The 23,952-nt window shown below is 48.4% G+C and carries 14 protein-coding genes; 8 read left to right on the top strand and 6 right to left on the bottom strand.

Annotated features, from left to right (window positions below; translation table 11 throughout):
• Nucleotides 1–30: 30 nt before the first annotated feature.
• Nucleotides 31–1,494: a RagB/SusD family nutrient uptake outer membrane protein gene (locus C5O19_RS13420; protein ID WP_094809296.1), complete on the bottom strand. Its 1,464-nt coding sequence runs from the start codon at nt 1,492–1,494 to the stop codon at nt 31–33.
• 59 nt (nt 1,495–1,553) lie between these two features.
• Complete coding sequence (locus C5O19_RS13415; protein WP_104712984.1) at nt 1,554–4,550, bottom strand: SusC/RagA family TonB-linked outer membrane protein; 2,997 nt, start codon at nt 4,548–4,550, stop codon at nt 1,554–1,556.
• A 253-nt stretch (nt 4,551–4,803) separates the two neighbouring features.
• Between C5O19_RS13415 and C5O19_RS13410 the strand changes: the two genes are divergently transcribed.
• Nucleotides 4,804–7,563: a helix-turn-helix and ligand-binding sensor domain-containing protein gene (locus tag C5O19_RS13410; RefSeq protein WP_104712981.1), complete on the top strand. Its 2,760-nt coding sequence runs from the start codon at nt 4,804–4,806 to the stop codon at nt 7,561–7,563.
• A gap of 32 nt (nt 7,564–7,595) precedes the next feature.
• On the opposite strand, the gene mraY is transcribed toward C5O19_RS13410, so the two are convergent.
• The 3 genes from mraY to C5O19_RS13395 form a co-directional block, all read right to left on the bottom strand.
• Nucleotides 7,596–8,828 carry a phospho-N-acetylmuramoyl-pentapeptide-transferase gene (mraY, locus tag C5O19_RS13405; RefSeq protein WP_104712979.1) on the bottom strand — a complete coding sequence of 411 codons (1,233 nt, stop codon included), beginning with the start codon at nt 8,826–8,828 and terminating at the stop codon, nt 7,596–7,598.
• Nucleotides 8,829–8,977: 149 nt separating this feature from the next.
• A complete protein-coding gene (locus C5O19_RS13400; protein ID WP_104712976.1) occupies nt 8,978–9,508 on the bottom strand; it encodes a ferritin in 531 nt (176 codons plus the stop codon).
• Nucleotides 9,509–9,746: 238 nt separating this feature from the next.
• Complete coding sequence (locus tag C5O19_RS13395; protein ID WP_104712973.1) at nt 9,747–10,097, bottom strand: hypothetical protein; 351 nt, start codon at nt 10,095–10,097, stop codon at nt 9,747–9,749.
• A gap of 290 nt (nt 10,098–10,387) precedes the next feature.
• Here C5O19_RS13395 and C5O19_RS13390 point away from each other — a divergent pair, with 290 nt between their 5' ends.
• Entirely contained in the window at nt 10,388–12,724 is a 2,337-nt protein-coding gene (locus C5O19_RS13390; protein WP_165796019.1) for a TonB-dependent receptor, read from the top strand.
• Between the two features lie 103 nt (nt 12,725–12,827).
• Here the strand turns inward: C5O19_RS13390 and C5O19_RS13385 are convergent, their stop codons facing one another.
• On the bottom strand, nt 12,828–13,400 hold the full coding sequence (locus C5O19_RS13385; RefSeq protein WP_104712969.1) for an outer membrane beta-barrel protein: 573 nt from the start codon (nt 13,398–13,400) through the stop codon (nt 12,828–12,830).
• 383 nt (nt 13,401–13,783) lie between these two features.
• Between C5O19_RS13385 and C5O19_RS13380 the strand changes: the two genes are divergently transcribed.
• The 6 genes from C5O19_RS13380 to C5O19_RS13355 all read left to right on the top strand — a co-directional run bounded on the left by C5O19_RS13380 (nt 13,784) and on the right by C5O19_RS13355 (nt 23,900).
• On the top strand, nt 13,784–15,136 hold the full coding sequence (locus tag C5O19_RS13380) for a hypothetical protein (protein ID WP_104712967.1): 1,353 nt from the start codon (nt 13,784–13,786) through the stop codon (nt 15,134–15,136).
• A complete protein-coding gene (locus tag C5O19_RS13375) occupies nt 15,136–15,561 on the top strand; it encodes a hypothetical protein (protein WP_094809315.1) in 426 nt (141 codons plus the stop codon). The genes C5O19_RS13380 and C5O19_RS13375 overlap by 1 nt, the downstream gene beginning before the upstream one ends.
• Before the next feature lie 98 nt (nt 15,562–15,659).
• Nucleotides 15,660–17,198, top strand: coding sequence for a hypothetical protein (locus C5O19_RS13370; protein ID WP_094809317.1), 1,539 nt, complete (start codon nt 15,660–15,662; stop codon nt 17,196–17,198).
• A gap of 91 nt (nt 17,199–17,289) precedes the next feature.
• Entirely contained in the window at nt 17,290–20,853 is a 3,564-nt protein-coding gene (locus C5O19_RS13365) for a cell division protein FtsA (RefSeq protein ID WP_104712965.1), read from the top strand.
• Nucleotides 20,854–20,925: 72 nt separating this feature from the next.
• Nucleotides 20,926–22,212, top strand: a complete 1,287-nt coding sequence (locus C5O19_RS13360; RefSeq protein WP_104712963.1) for a coiled-coil domain-containing protein — start codon at nt 20,926–20,928, stop codon at nt 22,210–22,212.
• A gap of 92 nt (nt 22,213–22,304) precedes the next feature.
• Nucleotides 22,305–23,900 (top strand): hypothetical protein, encoded by a 1,596-nt coding sequence (locus C5O19_RS13355; RefSeq protein WP_104712961.1) that lies wholly within the window; start codon nt 22,305–22,307, stop codon nt 23,898–23,900.
• Nucleotides 23,901–23,952: the final 52 nt, after the last annotated feature.

Genomic DNA, 23,952 nt, shown 5'->3' with positions numbered 1-23,952 from the left:
CCATTCTTTCTGATTACCTCTCGCCTTCATTTAGTAGCCAGGGTTTTGTTTCAGCTGGCCACCGCTTAAGTCGATTTGCGTTTGCGGAATGGGGAATAAATCATGTTTGGGACTCACGTAAGGCAGACCCAGAGCCCGCAGTACTGTTGCGGCCCGTCCCTGCCGACGTAGGTCGAACATCCGGTCGTGCTCCATCGCTAGTTCGACGCGGCGTTCATTCCAGATTTTCAGGCGTAAGTCACTTTGAGAGCCTGCTTGTGCCGCTTGCAGTCCGGCCCGTACCCGAACTTTATTCAAAGAAATCAGAGCATTACCCGATTGACCCAGTTCGTTAGAGGCTTCCGCGTGCATCAGCAATACTTCCGCGAAGCGTAAAATCCGCATGTTTTTGTTCGTTTGCTCATCGTTACCGTTATACGTTTCAGCTACGCGGCTTACGTACGCTTTCTTGTTGTAACGGGGGTTGGGAGCCGTAGCTAACACCTGCTGACCATCCCAAAGCACTTCACCAGGGTACATGATGGTCGCTGCTTTGCGTTTGTCACCGGGTTCGTACGCTTTTTCCAGATCCGCTGAAGGCGTATTGAAGCCCCAGCCCCACTGACCGCGTACGCCTTGGGTTGCCGAGTAATTATTGATGCCTTTGTTGGGCGTAGTACCCTGAGCTTGTACTTCAAAAATGGATTCGGCGTTGTTTTCACCAACTTCCCGCCAGATCGTTGAGTAATCGTCTACCAGGGAATATTTGCCACCGGTGATTACCGCATTGGTAAGTTCCAGTACTTTGTCCCATTTCTTCTGGTACATCGAAACTTTCGCTAGCAGAGCCTGAGCTGCTCCTTTCGTAGCCCGGCCCGTAGCAATGCTACCTTTTTCTGGCAGATTGGTTACTGCCGTGTTGAGGTCAGCCTCGATTTGAGCGTAAATGGCTTCCGCCGTAGTCCGCGTACGACCCGCCTGTAAATCGGCTTCGTTCGTTGGATTAGGAACCGTCGTAATCAACGGGACACCACCGAACGTACGAACCAGATTGAAGTAAAAATACGCCCGCAGGAAGGTGGCTTCACCAATCAGACGATTTTTGGAGGCTTCGTCAATCGTCAGCGTAGGCAAATACGTCAGAGCTTGGTTAGCCCGTGCGATGCCCTGATAATTGCCTTGCCAGATGTCATTAAAGGAACCACTAGTTGCCGAGAACGTAAAGCCGTCCAATTCATTTTTATCTGAACCTGAGTCCCCCGGATCACTACCTTTATCGGCGTCATCGGAAGCAATACTGGTGATACCGATCCAGGAAAAGGAGTGAATATTCCAGTCGAGCATTTTGTTGTAAATGGCCGTAACAATACCTTCAGCCGATTTTGGATCGCTGGATAAATAATCCGGGGTAAGCTCGCCCTGAGGAGCTACATCCAGGTAATCCTTACAGGCGACTCCGCTCAAAGCAAGACCCGTAAAGAGGCCAGCTCTCAGGATATATTTGTTGACTTTCATTGGAAATATATGTTTTGAGATGGGGCCAGTCGTTACCGCCTGACCCTGATCTTGTCGAATTAGAAATTAACCGTTACTCCCATCAGGAATGTACGAGGCGTGGGATACGCATCCAGTTCAATACCCGAAGACAGCGTACCCGCGGTTTGGTCGGTGCTATTCACGAGCGTACGACCGGGAAGCTCAGGGGTAAAGCCCGAGAACTTCTGGAACGTCACCAGGTTTTGAGCCGTCACGTACACGCGAATGCCTTGCATTTTCCAGGAATCCGTCAGCGTTTTGGGTAAGTTGTAACCCAGCGAAACGTTGTTAATCCGCAGGTACGAGCCTGATTCGATGTAGTAATCAGAAGCCAGAGCTACGTCATTCGACGGACGGGGATTGTTGCTCGTCGTATTACTGGGTGACCACCAGTTGGTGACGGAAGCTTCGATATTCTCGTTACCAAATCGTTGAGCTTTCTTACCGTTGTAAATCTGGTTGCCCAGGTTACCCGCTGCCGTAACGCTCAAATCGAAGTTGCGGTAGCTGATGCCCCCCGTCAGACCAAAGAAGTACTTAGGCTGATACGAACCTTTATATACGCGGTCGTTTCCGTTGATGATGCCGTTGCCATCCGTGTCCACGTAACGCAGATCGCCCACTTTTGCTCCGGAAATGTGCGGATACGCATCCAGCTCAGCCTGTGTTTTGAAAATACCGTTCGTCTGGTACACGTAGAAGCTACCGATGGGTTGTCCTTCTGCCGTCTGCGTGGTGATTTGACCGTTACCTAAGCTACCAGCCTGAATAGGCAGACCACCGTTCACTCGCTCAATTTTATTATTGTTAATCGTGAAGTTCACGCCTACATTGTAACGGAAGTCACCTTTCTTCTCATTCCAGTTCAAACCAAACTCAATACCGCGGTTACGAATGTCGGCGGCGTTGGTCAGATACTGGGAATCGTTATCACCGAAGATAGCGTCGATAGGTTTGTAGATCAACGCGTCTTTCGTGAGTTTGTCGTAGTAGTTGACTTCCCCAGAGAGACGGTTGTTTAGTAAACCAAATTCCAAACCTAAATCTTTCTCCGTCGTTACTTCCCACCGTAGATTCAAATCCTTAATATCCTGAATCGTGTATCCCGGAGCCAGTTGACCGTCAATCTGATAATCCAGGTTTGAAGACAGCGTATAGAGGAACGCGTTCGGTACAATCCGATCGTTTCCTACCTGACCCCAGCTCGCCCGGAGTTTCAGTGCAGAGAAGAGGTTCTGACCCTTCATGAAATTCTCGTTCGCAATCTGCCAAGCCGCACCCACCGATGGGAATATGCTGGAACGGTTGGAGGAAGGAAACTTGCTGGATCCATCCTGACGTACGGTAGCCGTCAACAGGTACCGGTCATCGTAGTTATAGTTTACCCGACTGTAGTAGGAGAGGCGTCGCTCCAGACCCATGCTGCTTTCGTTGGTAGCGGTGGCCTGCGTACCCAGATTCAGCGTCCAGTAGTCCGGATTGTTCGGTACATTCAAACGGGAACCTCCGAGGAAGCTCGTTTTGTAGCGTTCACCGGTAACCCCAACCAAAGCATTCAGACTATGTTTTTCACCGAACGTTTTGGTATACGTCAAGGTATTATCCCACACCCAGCGAGAAGCATTGTCATCGCGAAGTGTCAGCTGACTGGTATTGTTTTGCTGGTTTCCAGAAACCACGTAGATCGGGTTGTACTTGCGATTATTGAACGAACGGTTTTCCACGGCAAAGTTCGAGCGGAATCGCAAATCACTGGTGATGTTCCATTCCGCAAACAGTACACCTTGCAGACGCAGACTTTTCGTATGATCGTTCGTATAGTTGATCTGAGCTAGCGGGTTGGCTACGTTGTTGCGAAGGGTGTATCCATAGCTGCCGTCCTCATTGTATACGGGCACGATTGGAGCCTGCTTGTAGGCACTGGTAAAGGCGGAGTAAGGTTTGTTTTCATTATCTTCCTGAGCCAGGTTTAATGAGGCTCCCACTTTGAAAGACTTACTGACCTGATAATCATTGCTAGCCCGCAAGCTCAAACGACGATAGCCATTGCCTTTTAGAATACCGTCGTCGAACATATAACCACCACTTAGAAAATACGTACTTTTCTCAGAACCACCACTCAAGGAAATGTTATGATTATGAACCAGAGCATTACGGGTAATGGCGTTGAACCAATTCGTATTTGCCTTGATGTCGCCCGCGGTGAAAACAGGTTGCTGACCCGCCCGTACTAAAGCTTCGTTTGAGAAGTCGATGTACTGCTGCGAATCGGCCATTTTCACCCGGCGTGAAGCCTGGCGGAAACCTACGTAACCATCGTAGGTTACTTTAACAGCTCCGCTTTGTCCACGTTTCGTCGTTACCAGAATAACGCCATTGGCAGCCCGCATCCCATAAATAGCCGTAGCTGAAGCATCTTTCAGGACGTCCATCGAGGTAATATCCTGCGGATTGATGTTTCGAATATCATCCGTAATAACGCCGTCTACGACGTACAAAGGATCTGCACCGGCCAACAATGTACCCGTACCGCGAATCCGTACCGTCGGTACGCTACCCGGTTCACCCGAAGCCGTAATTTGTACCCCAGCTAATTTACCCTGCATGGCTTGCGTAGCCGATACAACGGGTTGATTAACGATGTCCGCCGTTTTTAAGGTAGCTACCGCTCCCGTCAAGTCTTTCTTGCGGGCCGTTCCGTAGCCAATCGCAACGACTTCGTTTAACGTAGAAGCATCCGATTCCAGCGTAATGGTAAGCTCTGTAGCCGCCGCAGATACTGTTACTTCCTGCGGCTTCATTCCCACGAACGTTACGGAAAGTACATCGCCTGTATTCGCCGCAAGAGAGAATCGCCCCTCAGCGTCCGTGTTTGTACCACGTGTGGTACCCTTTATGGCAATCGTTGCTCCGGGCAACGGTTGGTTATCGTCCGCACTGGTTACTCGTCCAGTGACGCGGCGTCCCTCCTGAGCATACACTTGAGTGACGATCAGTGAAAACAACCATAGACACAGCAGATAAGCTTTCTTCATGATAAGAAATTGTATTATTTGGTGGACAAAATTAAAATATCTAAGTAGGTGTAGACAAAAAAACCACTACATCATTACCACATCATTTACAGTCTAAGGCTTGTGTGTACTACATCATTCCTACATATTTGTATTAATTGTTGAAAAAATTGTGGGATTGATTTTAACGGTGAAGAAAGTGAGTACCCAGAACAGGATCGGAAGAAGCACAAGAATCGATACTCGTATAAGGTTCGTATTCGTAATAGTTTTAGTGCTTGTCAATAATTTTGCGAAAGCTCAAACGTACACCGATCAGCTACAAAAGCTATGCCTGCCAGAAGTAAGGTCGTTCACCATACAGGACTATCAAGCCCAGCGACAGAACTGGAGCATTAGCCAGAATAAAAACACCCGATTCATCTACGTTGGGAATTCGAAAGGTCTGCTGGAATACGATGGACAAACCTGGAAAAACTTCATTTTGCCGCACCGTCAGATCATTCGTTCCGTTGCTACGGCTGGCGATCGCATCTATACGGGAGCTTTACAGGAATTTGGCTATTGGCAAGCGAATAGTAAGGGCGTTCTTACGTACCATTCGCTGAATTCATTAAATAAGGACCCTCGATTTAAACAGGAAGAAATCTGGAACATTATTACTTTAGGCGAGTCAGTCTATTTCCATTCCTTTGCCTATCTGTTCCGTTATCAGCATAATCAGATAACCACTTTGCCCACGCCGGGAAACGTATTTTTTGCCTACCAGGTCGATAATCGGCTGTTCGTGCAGATTATGGATAAGGGTATTTACGAGTGGGTAGACGAACAATTTGTGTACTTGCCGGGCAGTGACCGTCTCGCTCATGAACGAGTACGCTGTGTATTGCGATCCGGACCTAATCAATTACAGATTGGTACCGATCGGATGCTTTTTACTTTTGATGGCAAAGGCTTCACCGTTTTAAATACCCCGGCGAGTCGTTTTCTGGCGGATAACCAGCTTAACAAAGCCATTCGGGTAGATGAGCGGACGTATGCGTATGGTTCGGTACAAAATGGGATGATCATCACCGATGAGTGGGGCCGGATTCGCTACCACCTCAATCAAAAATCAGGCTTGCAGAATAATACCGTACTGGCTTTGCACGCCGACGCGGACAAAAACGTGTGGGTAGGCACAGATAATGGAATTGATGCCGTCTTGCTGAGTTCACCCGTTCGCCATTTTCGGGATAAGGACGGCGTGCTCGGAAGTGTGTACGATGCTACGCTCTATCAGGGGAAACTGTACGTAGGAACGAACCATGGCGTTTTTCAGGTCAACGAAACGGGTGAAAAAACCAGCCTACAACTGGTGCCCGGTAGTCAGGGTCAGGTTTGGGATCTGGAAGTGATTGACGGAACCCTGTTTTGCGGACATAATGAAGGCACTTTCGTACTGGAAGGTTCGGGCTTTCGGCAAATTTCGAAGCTGACCGGAGGACTCGTACTTCACAAACTCCAAAAGCATCCGGATATACTCATTCAGGGCACTTATACGGATCTGGCATTGTATAAACAGGTCAACGGTCGCTGGCAGTTGAGTCACTCACTGGCGGGCGATTTTTCACTAACCGATCAAATTATCGAGCAAAGTACCGGTACGCTTTTACTGCGACGAAAGTACCGGGGGATCACCCAGATTCGACTCGCGGACGATTTGCGGACCATTCAGCATACCACACCACTCAATGGTCTGCAGGGAGCTAACCTGATTCGGGTCCAGGAAAAACCATTGGTGTGTACCGATCAGCAATCGTATTTTCTGGAAGGAACAACCTTGAAAGCCATTCCAGCCCTTGGTAAACAGGGCGTAAGAAACATTTTTCCCATCAACTCCCAGGATTATCTGGTATTACGGATCAACGGAACGCTGGCGTACTGGCGGGGAAATCAATCGATCAGGCCGTTGAATATCAAACATGTGCAATGGGTGGAAGGGTACGAGAATGTCGTACGGCTCGATGAGCAGACGCTGCTGGTCTGCGGAGATGATGGGTTTTCAGTAGTACCGGTTTCTTACTTGCGACAGGGAACGACGGAGACGCAGGCCCACCCGCTAATCCGTCAGATCAGTACTGAAAACTTCGATCAAACGCTTTATCCCGGTCAGCCTCAACCTGAGTTGCAATTTCGATACTGGCAGAACAACCTGACCATTGATTTTACGTCTACCCAGTACGAGGCCGATGTAACGTACGAGTACTGGCTGGAAGGAAAAATGCCGGGTTGGACAACGTTATCGAAAACGCACACCCTGACGACGGGGCCACTAGACCCAGGTACGTATGTGTTGCATTTACGTTCATCCGTTTCCAGCGAAGAAACCACGCTGTCCTTTGAAATACGTCCACCCTGGTACTGGAATCGCTGGAGTCAGTTTCTATACCTGGTGGTGCTGGTTGTTAGTATCTGGCTGGCGTATCAGTTCTATCGGCGTCGTATTCGGATGCACCAAAGCCGGATTCAACGAAAAATGCAGCTACAACTGGAAGAAGAGCAACTCCGAAACGCTCAGGTATTGGCAGAATTACGGAATGAGCAATTACGGAAAGACGTCGAACGTAAATCGGAAGAACTGGCGAATTCGGCCATGAACCTGCTGCAAAAAAACGAATTGCTGGAAACGATTAAGGGAGAGCTGGAGAAGTTACGGAAAGAAATTGGTCCGGAAACCGCTGCTACGCAGTACCGCTCGCTGGTACAACTCATTAATCGCAATCTGGCCGACGAACACAGCTGGGATATTTTTGAATCCAATTTCAACGACGTGCATGATTACTTTTTCAAAAAGCTGCTCGAATCGTTTCCCAATCTAACGCCTGGTGATTTGAAGTTGGCTGCGTATCTGCGAATGAATTTATCCAGCAAAGAAATTGCTCAGTTACTAAATATTACGGTTCGCAGTGTCGAGTTGAAGCGGTACCGCTTACGTACCAAACTCAACTTGCAAACGGAACAGAACCTCAATGAATTTCTGATTAAACTGTAAAAAGACCCGGCCTTTCGAGCCGGGTCTTTTTGTTAACGTAGCTTCAGCGTAACCAGGGTAAATACCGCAAGCAGGATACCGATGATGAAGAAACGCATGACAATCTTCGGCTCTGGTATATTGGATTTCTGGTAGTGGTGATGTAGGGGAGACATCTTGAAAAGCCGGTGCAACTGGGCGTATTCGAGTCCTCGTCGTTTTTTCTGGTACTTGAAATAACTGACTTGGAGAATGACAGAAATGGATTCGATGAGGAAAACCCCGCACAAAATCGGAATTAGCAATTCTTTACGTAACACAATGGCTAGCGTTGCGATGACGCTACCCAGCATCAAACTACCCGTATCGCCCATAAAAACCTGAGCGGGGTACGTGTTGTACCAGAGAAAGCCGACGCAGGCTCCGACAAAGGCCCCACAGAAGACCACTAGCTCGCCGGATAAAGGAATGTAGTAGATGTTGAGGTACTGGGAAAAGACTTTATTTCCTGAAAGGTAAGCCAGAATACCCAGCGTGAGGCCGATGATGATGGACGAACCTGCGGCTAGCCCATCAATCCCATCCGTGATGTTGGCTCCATTGGATACGGCCGTAATAATGAAGATGACAATAACGGTGTATAGAATCCAGGTGTATTCATCGGGCAGAATGGAATCCGGAAGAATCTCCGAATAATCAATCTCGTTGTTTTTGAAGAAAGGGACGTTCGTTAGAAAATCTTTGGTATCCGTAAATTTCCGTAGTTCAGCGAAGCCCGTTGGGGTATTGATGCGAGCTTCTTCGTACACCCGGATTTTGATGTCTGGCGAATAGTGCATCGTCAGTCCAATGAGCAGGCCTAGTCCGATTTGTCCGACAATCTTGAAGCGACCGGGTAAGCCCTCCTTATTTTTTCGAAAAACTTTAATGTAGTCATCCACGAAACCGATCAAACAGGTCCATACCGCCGAAATCAGCAAGAGTACTACGTAAATATTATCCAGCTTGGCAAATAAGAGTACTGGAATGACAATGGCCAGTAAGATAATGAAACCACCCATCGTAGGGGTGCCTTTCTTCTGCATCTGTCCTTCCAGGCCCAGATCACGAATGGTTTCGCCAATTTGCAGGCGTTGCAAATACCAGATGATGCGTTTACCAAAAACAATACCGATAATCAAGGACGTCACTGTAGCCGCCGCCGTCCGAAAGGTAAGAAACTGAAAAACCCCGGCTCCGGGAAAATTGAAGGTTTTATCCAGATAATCGAAAAGATAGTAGAGCATACTAGGCTACAAAAATTGACAATGCGGGTACTAAGTTCTGCAAAAGCCGGGAAAAGCCGACATCTGAAATGAAAATACCCTGGCTTTAGTAAAAAGGGCACAAAAAAAGCCCGCAATTGCGGGCTTTACAAAGAAGGGGAAATGAATAATTATTCGACTTCCAACTTCGTAATTTTATATACATTACGGTCGATAGTGAAACGACCGATGCCTTCTTCGCCAATAACGTCGAAGAGTTCAAGGGCCCGACGGGCGTTGATTTCTTCTTCAACTTGCTCTTTTACAAACCATTGCAGGAAGTTTTCGGTAGCGTAATCCTCTACGCGACGGCAAAGACTTACCAGACGGTTGATGGAATGCGTTACGTTGATTTCACTTTGCAGAGCCGTTTCGAATACGCTACGGAAGGTAGGATATTCGTGAGGAACAGCTCCTACTTCAGGTGAATAAGCCATTACACCCTGATCTGCCAGGTAATGGAAGATTTTGAGCATGTGCTCGCGTTCTTCTTCCGATTGTTTGTAGAAATATTTGGCTGAATACAGGAAACCATTCACTTCGCACCAGGAAGCCATGGCTAAATATTTAGAAGAAGCTTCCGCTTCCATTTTAATCTGAGCATTCAAGGCTAATTCAACTTCCTCTTTCAGTGAGGTACGGAGGCGTTGCAAATCTTTCATGTTAATCTTATTTTTTTAATGCGATAGTTCAAAAAAATGTGCTCGTTGCTATCGCCCGGGAATTTAGATCGTTGGTGGGCAATACTTTCTACACCACAAAAGTATAGGCTCTCGCGTAGAATGCAATACTAACGCATTGAAAAAGAGTAATTTAGAAATAATCTCAGTAGCAAAATAAATAAGGGCTCCGTGGTGTGCGTACCAGCGGAGCCCTCAGTTAGGGAAAGAATATCGTTCGTTAGTAAGAGTACGTATACAAAACTTCGTGTAACATCGAGTTAAGATTCAGCGTAAACTGTGTACCCGCCAGCAAGTCACGTAATTGTACTAGATCACACAGTGTCAGGACTAGTTTCTGATTAGACTTGGGTGCTTCCAATACTTCAAAGTCGTATTCATCGTCGAGATTAAAAATCATCTCGTGAAGATTCACTCGTTCCGCTTTCCGACGAAACAGAACGAAATCTGCCATTCGGAATGCCATCACCTGATCAGCAAAATTGAGAACAATACGATTCGTTAGATCGCATTGGTAAGTCACTCCTTTCGAAGTACGGTACAACTCGTGAAGAGAAACGTTAAGGCTCATGGAACGGGTACGTGAAAATCTCCTCAAAGATAAAGACAGAAGGGTGATAGAAACAAATTATTTAGAATCAATAAAAATTATTTGAAAATTATTTGGAATAAATCTAAATAAACTACTTCCTTTGCAATGTCTAAGATGGACTAATGGTTAGGGGACAGCTTCATCTTAAGCACTCCATCGTTTTTTTGCTCGTTGTTATTAGAAAAAAGCCTTCGTTTTGCGAGGGCTTTTTTTATGAGGAGCCATCCTCTCTTCGGTTTTACCTCCCTTATTCTATTCCCTTCTTCTCCATGAAAAAAAACTATCTACTCTTTCTGATCCTGCTTGGTGCATGCACAAGCCTTTGGGCACAAACGGGCCGTATTCAGGGGACTATCACGAGTTCTGACGGTAAGCCGACCAGTCAGGTAACGATTTCGCTCAAGGGTCGTTCGGCCGGAGCTACTTCTAACGAGTCAGGCCAGTATGCCATCGAAAAAGTAAAAGCTGGTACGTATACCTTACGCGTGAGTTTTGTCGGCTTAAAAAGCCAGGAGCGTGAGCTGGAAGTGCGTGAAAACGAAACCACGCAGGCCGATTTCACACTGGTAGAGACGGCGGAACAACTCGAAGAAGTACTGGTGAAAGGCACAAACAAGTTTGGTAATAAAGAAAGTGAATACGTAGCCCGGTTACCCATCAAGAATCTGGAAAACCCGCAGGTATACAATGTCCTTTCCAAAGAACTCGCTACCGAGCAGATCGCCGTGGATTATAAAAACCTGTTACAAAACGTGCCCGGTGCCGGGGTTGGATTCGGTGGTGTGAATAATGGCGTAACCTACCTGATTTTACGAGGCTTCTGGGTAACCAGTCAGATGCGGAATGGCATGGCTTCGCAACAAAGTGCGGGAATTGATCCCATCAATGTGGAGCGGGTAGAAGTACTGAAAGGACCCTCCGGTACGCTCTTTGGTTCCAGTCTAATTTCCTTTGGTGGATTTTCCAATCTGGTTACGAAAAAGCCATACGCTGATTTTGGCGGTGATATTTCCTATACGGGCGGCAGTTGGAGTTTGAATCGACTGACTGCGGATATCAATACGCCACTCAATAAAGAGAAAACGGCTCTGTTCCGCCTGAATTTGGCTTCGCACAACGAAAAAAGCTTTCAGACCTACGGCTTCAATCGTAACTATACCGTTGCCCCCAGTTTGTTTTTTAAAGTTAATGATCGTCTTTCTCTACAGATTGATGCCGAGTTTTTCCGGACAAATCGTACCACGCTTCCCGCGTATGCTTTTGGCAAAGCAGGATTCAAAAATATTAAGGATACGCCGCTGGGATACGACCAGGCCATCAACAGCAACGATCCGCTCTTGAAGATGGGTACGCACAATGTCTTTGCCAAGGCAGAGTACAAACTTTCGGATCAGTGGACTTCTGCCACGCAGTACGCCTACGGAAACATTCAGTACGATAACGTCAACTACATGTACCCGGCTACTTGGACGAGCGATAGTACCATTGCCCGGAGTATTTCGGCGGCGCGAAACAGCTATACCCGTTCCATGCAGTTTCAGCAAAATTTCACGGGTGACTTTCAGATCGGCCGTTTCAAAAATCGGATGGTCGTTGGCGTTGACGCGTATTATACTGCCAGCCTGACGCAATCGTACGGCGTCATTACTTACGATGTAATCAACATTCGGAAACCGATTGTACCGATCTCCCTCTCCCGTCTGGAAAACATGGTCGCGAATGCCAACCTTACGAACACCTTCGCTGAGCAGTATCGCTACAGTGCATATGTATCGGATGTACTGAATCTGACGGATCGCTTGATGGCGATGCTGAGCGTACGGGTCGAAAAATTCGATAACAAGGGCACTTCTGTCAACGGACAACCCGCAGCGGCAGCCGGGGTGTACAGCCAAACGGCCGTTTCTCCCAAGTTCGGTCTGGTGTACCAGCCCATTAAGGAACAACTCTCGGTGTTTGCCAATTACATGAATGGCTTTCAAAACGTAGCTCCCATTACCCAGCCCGACAACTCGATCCTGACGCCCTTACCGCAGTATGGTAATCAGTGGGAAGTGGGGGTAAAAACGGAGGCGTTGGCCCAAAAACTTACGGCTACGGTGAGTTACTACGAAATTGATTTGAAAAATGCCATACGCACGGATCCAACGCGGCCCGGGTTTTCCATTCAGGATGGTCAACAAAAAAGTAAAGGGGTTGAGGTAGACCTCGTGGCTAATCCCTTACCCGGCTTAAATCTGATTGTGGGTTATGGTCATAATGAATACAAATACACCCGGGCCAATGCCAGTCAGGAAGGCTTGAGCAATGGTTTACCCGCCGATATTGCTAATTTCTGGGCTAGCTACAAATTCACCCAGGGAGCAGCCAAAGGCTGGGGGATAGGCATTGGCGGCAATCACGTTAGTACAATCTATCCCAATAATGTCGGTGGAGGAATCACGATACCCGCGTATACGAAGTTTGATGCGACCGTGTATTACGATCAGCCCAAGTGGCGATTAGGAATCAAGTGTAATAACCTGACCGATAAACGATACTGGGGACTTAACTATGATCCACAAAACCCCAGACAGTTACTCGTCAGTCTATCTTATAAGTTATAAACGGACGTTACCACCAAGGCCGAATAAAAAACCGAAAGAGATTCCTGAGTTACAGGAATCTCTTTCGGTTTATAAAGGCTGAAGGAAAATACTTGAATCGGGACTACTTTTTCAAACCAAAGTTTTTGGAGATGCCAAAGTTTACGCCATCCCCAAAGGTTAGTTTAAAATCATTCAGGTTGCTGGACGAGTTTTTAACCTTGGCCGTACTGTAGCTCAGGTTCCCAAAACCAAAGTTCAGGGCGAATCCATTTTTCATGTTTACGCCGATGGCCGGAAAGAATACTCCCTGAAAGCCGTTGTAGCGGGTGTCCGCATCCTGCTTACCGGAGAGGTAAGTAGCATTGAATTGACCATACACAGCGAAGATGTCCGACAAAGCCCAGGCATAACGGACAAACGGTCCTATAGTAAATTGAGAAGTTTTCAGATCCGCTCCACTGGCATTGGTCGATTTCGTAGAGCTCGTGCCTAGGACCAGACCACCCGTCCAATGGTCATCCCATTGGTAGCCAACGGCAGGACTAAAGTTAAACGTATTCGATTTCACACTCGACCCACTTAATTTCTGAGATTCTAAACCTAGCGTTCCATATACCAGCACGGTGTTTTGCTGAGCAAAGGCTCCGGCCATGCTGAAGGTTAGGAAGCATAGACTGAAAAGTACTTTTTTCATGGATAGGATTTGTAAAAAGTATAGATGATTCGTTGGATAGTGATGCAAAGTAAAATGAGTATATAGACTTAAATATTATTTGTTAGTTGAATGGTTATTAATTGCCGTTGAATGGTTATTTATACTCGTTAAAGAGATAAATACTTAGCCGAGTGAAGTAGATGGAAAAGAGGCTGATGCAACCAAAGCGTAAAAGAGGCGTAGTGGGGATAGTGATAAGCCAGCGAGCTTTTCAGGACACGCTAACGGCGATTTATATACATTGGTAAGAAAAATCTGCCCTTAGGCCATAAATCAGTTGGAGTTTCGTAAAATTCGGAACAAGTTCGCGTCGTTCTCTGGTACGGGAGTTTTCCTAAAAACTCTCCAAGCATTTGTAATCTATGTCCATTTCCTGGTCTCGAACCTTTTATCTATCAGTACTAACGACGTCCTTACTGGTATTGACGCAATGCGGCGGCGGTAGCGGGAAACGTGGAAACCAAGTTTCCGAAGAAGCTACCGAACCGTCCACCGCGTCTGCTCCGGTAGCTGAAACCCCTAAGGCCGCTCCTAAAAACCTCAAAGCCAAGCTTTATTTGGAAGCCAGTGGCAGTATGTTTCCCTACGATGCGGCGGGGAGTACGGGAGAATTTGACGAAGCTCTCCAGAAACTGCTAACGGAATTTGAAACCCAGAAGTCGGGTTCGACGGAATTGTTCGTTGTCAATGATAACGTGTACCCAATGGGGGTGAGTTTCCAGCAGTTGGTGGAACAACCCAATATTTTCACGCTAACCGAAGGGAAAGGCGACTCCAAACACACTGATTTCAGCCTTATTTTTAAAACGATTCTTTCCGACCTGAAAGAAGGAGAGGTAGGCGTCCTGTTTTCGGACCTGATCTACTCGACGGAATCAACGACCGCCCAGTCGGCAACGAAAATTCTGGCGGATGTAGAAACACTCATGCAAACGACCTTTGCTCCGCAGACCAAAGGAAAGTCGCTTTTGCTGCTGAAACTCAATGGTCAATTCAAGGGTACGTACTATCCCCACAACGGCGGAGGTAAACCCTACAGTGGTTCGCGGCCGTATTACATTGCCCTGATGGCTACGAACGCCACGATGAAAGCTCTGCTGGCAGATCCTAAATTTGAGTCGCTTTCTCGCTTCTCTGAATTGCCGGGCTTCGACTCTTTCCATTATTTTACCAGTGCTACGGATAACCTTCCTTTTTATACGGTGTTATTAAAAGACGCCGAACAGGCCGGGCAATTTGAGCAAAGTCGTCAGGAACGGAAGGAGCGTTCCAACATCGTGCATACGCTCGAAAATATCAAGGCCGACCGCAAAACGCAGGGGCTGACCATTGCCTTAGGCGTCGATCTGGGCGGTTTTTATCTGCCGGAATCCTACAAGACCGATCCCAAATCCTACGAGATTGAATCGGACGAAGACTTTAAAATTCAGAAAATTGTAGCGGAGAATGGACCCGAGGGCTATACCCACAAGTTTTTGCTCTCTACGCCGGAACCGCAGGGTGGGGGAAAACGTGAAATTACTATTCGACTCAAACGTAAATTCCCGCCCCGCTGGATTACGCAAACGCATACGCAGGACGATAGTAACCCGAATGCCGAAGCCTTTGCGGAAACCACGTTTGGTTTGCTCAACTTTACCCGGGGTATTGAAAAAGCGTACAATCCCCAAAACGCCGACACCTATTTTGCAATCAGCCTTACTTTGAATAATTAATGGAAAATCTACTGTACGACTTTTACGCTCTCTTTGTTGAGAACTCCCTGCTCAATGATTTATACGACGAAACGCTGCTGACCTCCCTGACGCTCACTATGCTGGTCTTTGTATTGGTAGGAGTAGCGATTTATTACTTCGGGATGAACAAAGTACGTTACGCCAAAGCCTCTACCTGGCTGGCCGTACTGGGCAGCAGTGCCGTACTGACCATGATCGTCGCCATTGTGACCTGCTCGCAGAAGGCGGCTCAGGAAATTCCCCGCCGGAAAGGACACCCCGAGCAGGGCCGGTTTTTCGACCAGGGCGGCAGTATCTTTTTCGGCTTTGGTTTCGAAATGCTGATCCTGGCAGCTATTCTCTTTTTCGTTCTATCGCTGGTTGTAAAAAACGTAAGTACAAACAACCGGAAAATTCCATTTTAGGAGTTTAGCGTTTTGAGTGCAGGGTTTCGCGTTGGGATACCCCCATTTATGCTAAACGCTACACTCAAAACTTTGAAAACTCAAAACTCCCAACTCTTATGTCTCGACTCTTTTTGTTTGCGATTGGAGGTACCGGAGCCCGGGTGGTAAAGTCGCTGACGTATCTACTGGCTTCGGGCGTTAAGCTCCGTAATACCACGCAGGTGATCCCCATTCTGATGGATCCCCACGCGGAAAATAAAGACCTGAAGCGAACCAAGGAGATTCTGAATCAATACCAGAACGTACGGGCTTCGCTGCAAAATCCGCCTTCGTCGGGACTGTTTGGTACTGACATTCAAACCCTGAAACGTCAGCTGCCCAGTGCCTCCATCTCGGATTCGTTTCAGTACGAACTCAAGGGCGTAAGCGACGAAAAATACGGTAATTACATTGGCCACGACTCGCTGGATGAATCCAATCATGCCCTGGCTGATCTGCTGTTTTCCAAAGAACAGCTGGATACCAAAATGGATATTGGCTTTGTGGGAAATCCGAATATTGGTTCGGTCGTACTGAACCAGTTCCGGGAATCGGAAGAGTTCAAAGCCTTTGTCAGCTCGTTCAAAAAAGAAGATAAAGTATTCATCGTCAGTTCCATTTTTGGAGGAACCGGAGCTGCTGGTTTTCCGCTGATTCTCAAGAATATCCGTGGGTACGGTGGCTCGGACGCCAAAGATGTTCGCGAAGCCCGGATCGGAGCTGTGTCGGTTCAGCCCTACTTCGACGTGTACTCGGCTGGTGCCCAGGACAAGGCCATCGATAACGCTACCTTTATTTCCAAGACGAAAGCGGCGTTGGGTTATTATCAGAACAGCCTTTCCAACAAAGAATACCCCAAGCTCAACGCCTTGTATTACCTAGCCGAAAGCTACCGGAGCCCGTACGATTACGATCCCGGAGCGGGTGGGCAACAAAACGATGCTCACTACATCGAAATGGTAGCGGCGTTATCCGTCGTTGACTTCTGCGAACATGCCAGCGAGCTGGAGTGCACGGTACGGGACGGACAGATCATTGCCCGCAATCCACGGTACGCGGAGTTTGGTTTGGGTACGAGTAATAACCGACTGAATTTCGCGGATTTTGTGGATCGTACGCGACAGGTTATCGCTCGACCGCTGAGTCAGTTTGGCATTCTGAGCCAATACCTGAAAACCCGGGTGGAACGCGATGGTATTCTGGGCAGCAACAGTGCTCCCTGGACTAGTAAGGAAGCTCCTAAAATTGGTTCAGATTTCCGTCAGACGAAGTTCTACCGGAATCTGCACGACTTCAACGAGAACTTCCGTACCTGGCTGCTGGAGATGAACGATCACGACCGGAACGTCTTCAATAAACGAACCTTCCGCCCCTTCAATCTGGCGACGGAAGATTTAGGGAAGTTTATTCCCGGTTTCGAGCGTACCAAGAAAAACTTCTTTGGGAAAACCGTAGACGTAGAAATCGAGATGAACAAAGGGGAATTCGATGAATACCTCAATGCGGAATCAAAAGGGAAAACCTACGTCACGCCGGAAGACAAATTCCTGACGCTGATGAATACCTGTACGGATCAATTCCTGCAAAAAGAATATTCACAGCTGTCCGGAAGCTAAGACCGAAGGCATCGTCTTCATTCATTGGAACCTTACGGAGCCATGAATCGGGCATCAGCTCTTTTCATACACTCCTTCATTCATTGAACTTATGTCAGACCAGTCATTAAAACGCGAACTAAACCTGCACGACCGCTCGGCTTCGGTTGATGGGCACTGGTTTACTTCGCAACCCTATACTACCGATCTGATCGAGGCGATTCAGGACAAGGCCAAAGGCGATACGGAGAAAGATCCGACGTCCATTCCCAGTCCGTTTGCCCGCTTTGATCTGGTGAAATCTGCTTTCCGTAATCTGATTTTACGCAGTGACCTGAAAGGATCCTTGAACGACGAACGGCTGGTTTCGGCCTGTTTCGACGTGGGGGAAATCTTCTTCAATTACGATAAATTCAAGTCGCCCCGTGGCCCGGTCCGAATCATTACTTGGGATCGGGAACAGGCTCTGCGTACGTTGCAAAACGGCTCGCGTAACCACCAGCGTCTGGGCAGTGCCCTGGATCTGTACCTGCGTGAAGACGCCGCCAGCTACAACTTCGGTGGCTTGCGTAAGCTGTTTATTCTGCACTACCAAAGTCGCGAAGGAACGGGCGTGATTGGAGGTACTTCGCCCGCTACGCTGTTTTTTACGGCTCCGAACGCTCTGGATTTCGTGGATATTCACTTCGGAAATCACCGCGTATTTGACCGGAATAATCCCGTCCCGCTGCACGAACGCGACATTGAGTACCAGGTGTTCTGGCACGGATTGAAGCGTTTTATGCCGGGTTTCCGGGAAATGTATCCCGAAGTGTCCGAGTATCTCAGCCGCAGTCTGGAGCTGTTGCATACCCGAAATTACGACACTTGGCAGCGGATCGGAGCCAACGGCCAAAACCTGCGGGAAGAAGCCTGGAATGCCGATTTTCCGGAGCTGGAATTCGATACGAACTACACCGTTGAATTTGCTTCCACGGGACAGGGTCCCGCCTTTAAAATGCGGAAAGCGGCGTCGGGACCGGAAGTCATTCAGGGCCTGAGTCATTTCCTGATTAGTCCGACCGAAGAGCTGGACGAGTATGGCGTCAAAAAACAACGCTACACGGGCAAACCGGCTCCCATGATTCTGTCCAGGGATTTCTTCGAGCCCATTCCGTACACGCGGATTCCCTGGCGGGATACGATTGACGTAAAGCATTTTGTGTCCGAAGACTGGCGTACCAACCAGCGGCAACTGCCCGGTCAGGCGGATTTTTATCCCTACCTGACGACCAGCGATTTCCTGGAACCGCATTTGATTCGGCTGGTCTATCCCATTCATTCCCAACGGTACTTTGACGGTGGTTTGCGGAATGTACAAAAGAGCTATCTGCTACCACTGAAATCGGATTTCTTCGAGTTTTTCTCCGCTCAGGATCTGATGCGGGGTGGGGAAGTCAATATTCAGATGGAAGAACGGGCGGGCGGTTCGGTTCGCGTGACCTTACAGATTCCGCTGGGAAAATGGGACGTTGCTCAGCAAAAAGTAGTACCCACGGGCCGGACACTGAAGCTCTCCCGGATGTACTACGATGATCCGACCAAATCGCCCAACGAGGAGAAAAACGAAGGCGTCATTGCCGAGCACCAATTTGGCATGACGGTATTCCCCTTCGTCAAGATGAAACGTCCGCCGCTGGCTAATTTCAAACCCATGTACCGGGTGCATCTGGTGGATCGGGACGTGTCGGCTCAGACATTCAAGAACGAATACAAACTCAGTTTCTTCGATCAGAATAACCAGCTTATTCCCGTGCCTGACAACCGGGTTCGTCCGCGGAGTCAGAAAGATATTGGTACGGGTGCTAAGTCAGAGGTTCACGTCGTAGAAGCTGATTTCGAACGAATTACGGTTGAAGTAGCGGGCCATCGCGGCGTCATTTTACCGAAATTCGAAGTACGCGAGATGAAGGACACGGTCTTTACCTTCGCCGTCGATTTCGGTACCACCAATACACACGTGGAGTTTACTACTTCCGATGATCGGCAACCGCGGCCCTTTACCATCGACGACGATGTACAGATCGCGACCCTGCATGACCCCACTTTCCCCGAGCGGGATGGGTCATTCAACGGTACGCGAGCCATACCCATTGCCGAACTGGTACCGCAGGAAATGATGCCCGAACACCTGGGTGAAGCGTATCTCTGCAAGTTTCCGCAGCGGACGGCTCTGATCGAAAACCGGCCTAATTTTTCGGGTGAAAATCTGTTCGGCTTCGGGGACTTTAATATTGGATTCCTGTACGAAAAGCGGAATATTCCCAAAGATGACTATACCATTTCAACGAATCTGAAGTGGTCCGATTTCAGTAAAAATATCAAGGCTCAGAAGCGGATTGAAGGCTTCCTGCAGTCGCTGTTGCTATTGATCCGCAATAAAGTACTCATCAACGGTGGAAACCTGGCTCATACCGAATTACTCTGGTTTTACCCCTTGAGTATGGTTGAAAACCAGCGTAATTACTTTGAAGGACTTTGGAACAAGCTGTACGCCGAAACCATCAGTCGCGAGCGGATGCCCCGGAAAGTCCCCGAAAGTATTGCCCCTTTTTACTGGTATAGCCGGGGAGGTGGTAGTAGTCAGCCCATTGATTCCAACATTTACCCGACGGCTCTGATTGATATTGGAGGAGGTACGTCCGACATCGTTATTTTCGAAGGAAACCAGCCGAATATGCTGACTTCCGTGCGTTTTGCCGGTAATGCCGTATTCGGCGACGGCTTCGCCCGGGATGGAGCGGCAGCTCGCAATGGCTTCGTCAAGAAATATGATCCGGAAGTAAGCTCGCACCTGTCGGCTAATTTCAGTAACCTGCACCGGGCTTACGAGTCGATCAAGGCGAACAACCGTTCGGAAGATATTGTGGCATTTTATTTCTCGCTGAAAAACAACCTGGATTTACGGGAAAAAGCAGCCTACGATTTCAACGACCGGCTAGCCAATGACTCCGATCTCAAGATTGTTCCGCTAGTATTCTATACGGCTCAAATCTACCATTTGGCCCGTTTGATGAAGGCGAAAGACAAGAAGATGCCGCGGTATATTGCCTTCAGTGGAACGGGTTCTAAATTGCTCGACATTCTGACACCCCGAAACGTGGCTCTGGCCGATCTGGCTAAGCTAATTTTCGAAAAGGTATACGATGCCCCCTACCACGCCGATGGGCTTGACATTGTACGTGAACGCAATTCGCCCAAGGAATCGACTTGTAAGGGTGGTTTGAAAATGCCCGGATTGAACTTCTCCCGTGAAGACGACGGTACGCTGGAAGCCCAGATGGACCGCATCAAAACCGTTCTGCTGGGTACGAAAGAAGATCGCATCGTCGTACGCGGCGATACGTATCAGCACATTGACGGGGAGGTATTACAGGGCGTAGCCGATGAGGTGAAAGCGTTTGTGGATATGCTTTTTAGTCTGGAAATTTCGTTCAGTGGAAAATTTGGTGTGAACGAGGGCCGCCTGGATCAGTACAAGAACATTCTCCTGCGAAATCTGCTGCAAAATGTATACAGTGGCTGGGAAATGCGGCGGGAATCGCTCGAAAACCTGAACAGTCCGGTAGAAGAAACGCTCTTTTTCTATCCCCTGCTGGGAGCTTTAAATCAGTTAGCCTGGGAAGCGGCCAGTTAGAGCCGTTTGGAAATTTTTATCGACGCGGACCCTGGTAAGGGTCCGCGTTTTAACCAACCTTGAATCCTTCGTATGCGTCGAGTCATCATTCTTGTTTTGTGCCTGTTCTGGACGGTTTCCGGATTTGCCCAAACGGCTTTGGCCCGTAAAGAGAGTACTTTCCAGGAAGCTGGTGGTGTGAATACCAAAGCTACCTACGCTGATTTCTTTAAAAAATTGATGGATTTTTTCCTGGACAACAAGGCTACGCCTAGTGTGGCGGTGGTGCTGCGTCAACTGGAGCCGTACCTGAGCCGACCCCTGACCGACCAGGACAAGATGAAAGTCAATAAGATTCTTACGGAGCTGGAAAATCTGAAAGAACCCGATCCGAAAACGGGTGAAAAGGTGTCGATTCTGAAAACCCGGGTAGCTCTGGGCAGTTTTGTGACGAACCTGCGAACCGAAATTACGGAATCCGAAATCATCGATAGCGGCGATACAACTGTAGCCGATGGTACGGAAGTGATGCCCGACACGGTAGCTCGGGAGGCCCTCGATGGAGTTCCGATTTTACCGAATAAATCAGGCGACTCGCCCTGGATTTGGTGGATCATTTCGGGAATAAGCGTACTTGCCGCTGCCGGGCTGGGTTATTTGTACCTGGACGAGAAAAAGAAACGGGAACGAATTGACCGGCAAATGCTCAATACTTCGAGTCAGGCGAGCCAGAGTTACATCAAAATGCAGCAACTCGAAAAGCAGGTGCCGCAGTTGATTGAAAAAATCAAGGAATACGAGAAAGCACTCAAAGAGTACGACAAGGCTCTGAAAGAGGCTCAACAGAAAAACGAAAACGAACGGAACCGCTGGCTACAGGACATGCAGAGTTTGCAAGCGGCCGCGGCGAAGGAACCGGAGCTGGTAAAAGAACCCGAACCCGTAGTGGTGCCTCCCCAGCCGCCTCAACCCCCCGTTGCTCCGGCTCCCGAAGATCCCGAACCGATTCCGGAACCTGCTGCGGTTCCAGCTCCGGTAACTATAGGCGGACTTGAGGTTTTTTATCTGTCGACGCCCAACAAAGATGGCTCGTTCCGGGATATCCGGGGAGCACAGTTTGATCCTTCCCAGTCGCTGTATCAGGTACGTCTGACGGGCCCGCTGGATGCGGAATTTGAATTTGTGGACGATCCAGGCTTAGTGAGCGAAGCCCTGCGGTATCCGGAAACATTCCTGGATCCGGTGTGTGATTACGGCGGAGGCATTGAGTACGGAGCCCGCCGGATTATCACCGTTGCCAAAGGAAAACTAGCTAAAGCCAGTGTAGATTCGGATCGCTGGGAGTTGCAATACAAGGCAATCATTCGATTCGAAAATTAAAAGCGAAGAGGCTTTGGGGTAGTTAAGTGTCAGTACCTTCGGGGGCCTACACTTAACTACCCCAAAACCTAGGTATCAAACGAAAATCCCACATGACCCAACTAATAGAAATCGTCATTATTCTCGGAATTCTGGTAGCCCAGGGCTGGGTGTGGCTGGATACACGGGGTAGAATTAGTCGATTTCGCGAATTAATTCCTGAAGGTTCCGTCTTTAGCCTTCGGAGGTATCGGATACTTCGGCAGGATCTGGAACAACTATCCACCGCCGAAGTACTCAAACAAATCGAGAGTCTTTCGCAACGCACGCACGTAAACGATCTGCAACTTGAAGAATTGACCCGGCGGGAAGATCAACTGGTCGTACTCCTTTCCAAAGAGCTCCACGAGGTCATGCGGGCGGAAGCGGAGGCCGAATTACAGCAGATACGTCAGGACCTCTGGAATTTCAAAACCATGAATCCGGGTCGCGAAACGCTGGAGTTGCCCCTGATTGTCTCGACGGATAAAACTGAGGGCATCGGTAAAATTCTTGAAAGCATCAATACCTACTTGATCCGCAACCGTACTTCGTTGGCGGATTTTAATTTGTTACGCGACATTACCGAACGGAATCTGGATGCGGAAGAAGAAGGCATTAATCTAACTATGCCCATTCCCCTGTACCTGGGTCTGATGGGTACCATGGCGGGTATTGTGATCGGTCTGTTTGCCATGCCAGCCGTAGGGTCGGCCAGCTTCCTACAGGGCGAAGGCGTCAATAACCTCATCGGCGGCGTGAAAATTGCCATGTTGGCGAGTTTAGCGGGTCTGCTACTGACGGTACTTAACTCCTGGACGTTCCGCAATTCGAAAGCTACGCTAGAAAGCCGTAAACAGGGTTTTTTCTCTTTTCTCCAAACGGAATTGTTACCCATCCTTTCCGAAGGCGTAAACGCGGGCATCTTTGCAACGCTTAACCGCAGTATTCAGGACTTTAGTACCACCTTTCGGGATAATGTTCAGGAGCTAAGTGGCATGGTGGATAAAAACCACGCGTCGCTGATGGCCCAGCAAAAAGCTCTGGATACCCTACAAAAAGTAGATTTGAATCGAGTCGCTAGCTTTAATATTCAGGTGCTGAGTCAGTTGGATAGTAGTCTGGATTCGTTGGAGAAATTCGGGTATTACCTCAATCAGCTGAATGGACTGGTGGATAATACGCAGAAAATCGTCGAACGTACGCAGAACGTCGAAGACATTTCCGTACAGATTTCCAAAAGCCTCCAGCAATCGCAGGATCTGTATCTATACTTGACGAGCCATTTCAAGCAACTCGATCAGCATGGACAGGCCTTTAATAACAAGGTAGGGCAGTACGATGACTTGATCGATCAAAGTCTGCGGGCACTGGATCGTACCATCCACGATCAGTTGAAGAGCATCGAAGACATCAAGATTCGGGAAATCAACGCGACGGATCAGTACTTTACCCAAAATCGCGATAAACTCAGCAAGCTCGATTACCTGGAACTGCTCGAACGCAATGCCGAGCTGTACCAGAAAGAAAACGCCCAGCGGCAGGAGCAGATTCGTCAGCAACTCGAAGCCTTAGGTCGTCAGCAGGGCCAGACCCAGCAACTCATCGAACGCATGGTGAAGCGGATGGAAAAAGGAGCCTGGAGCCGCATGTTCTCAACAAAGAGTTAGCCAGCTTACTCGATTTATTACCATCATGGAAAGATCGGGGCGTAGCAGGTTA

Origin of the sequence: Siphonobacter curvatus (assembly GCF_002943425.1) — a bacterium.
GTDB lineage: Bacteria > Bacteroidota > Bacteroidia > Cytophagales > Spirosomataceae > Siphonobacter > Siphonobacter curvatus.
Note: the sequence above shows the minus strand (reverse complement) of the source record. Positions and strands in the feature narration are given on the sequence as shown.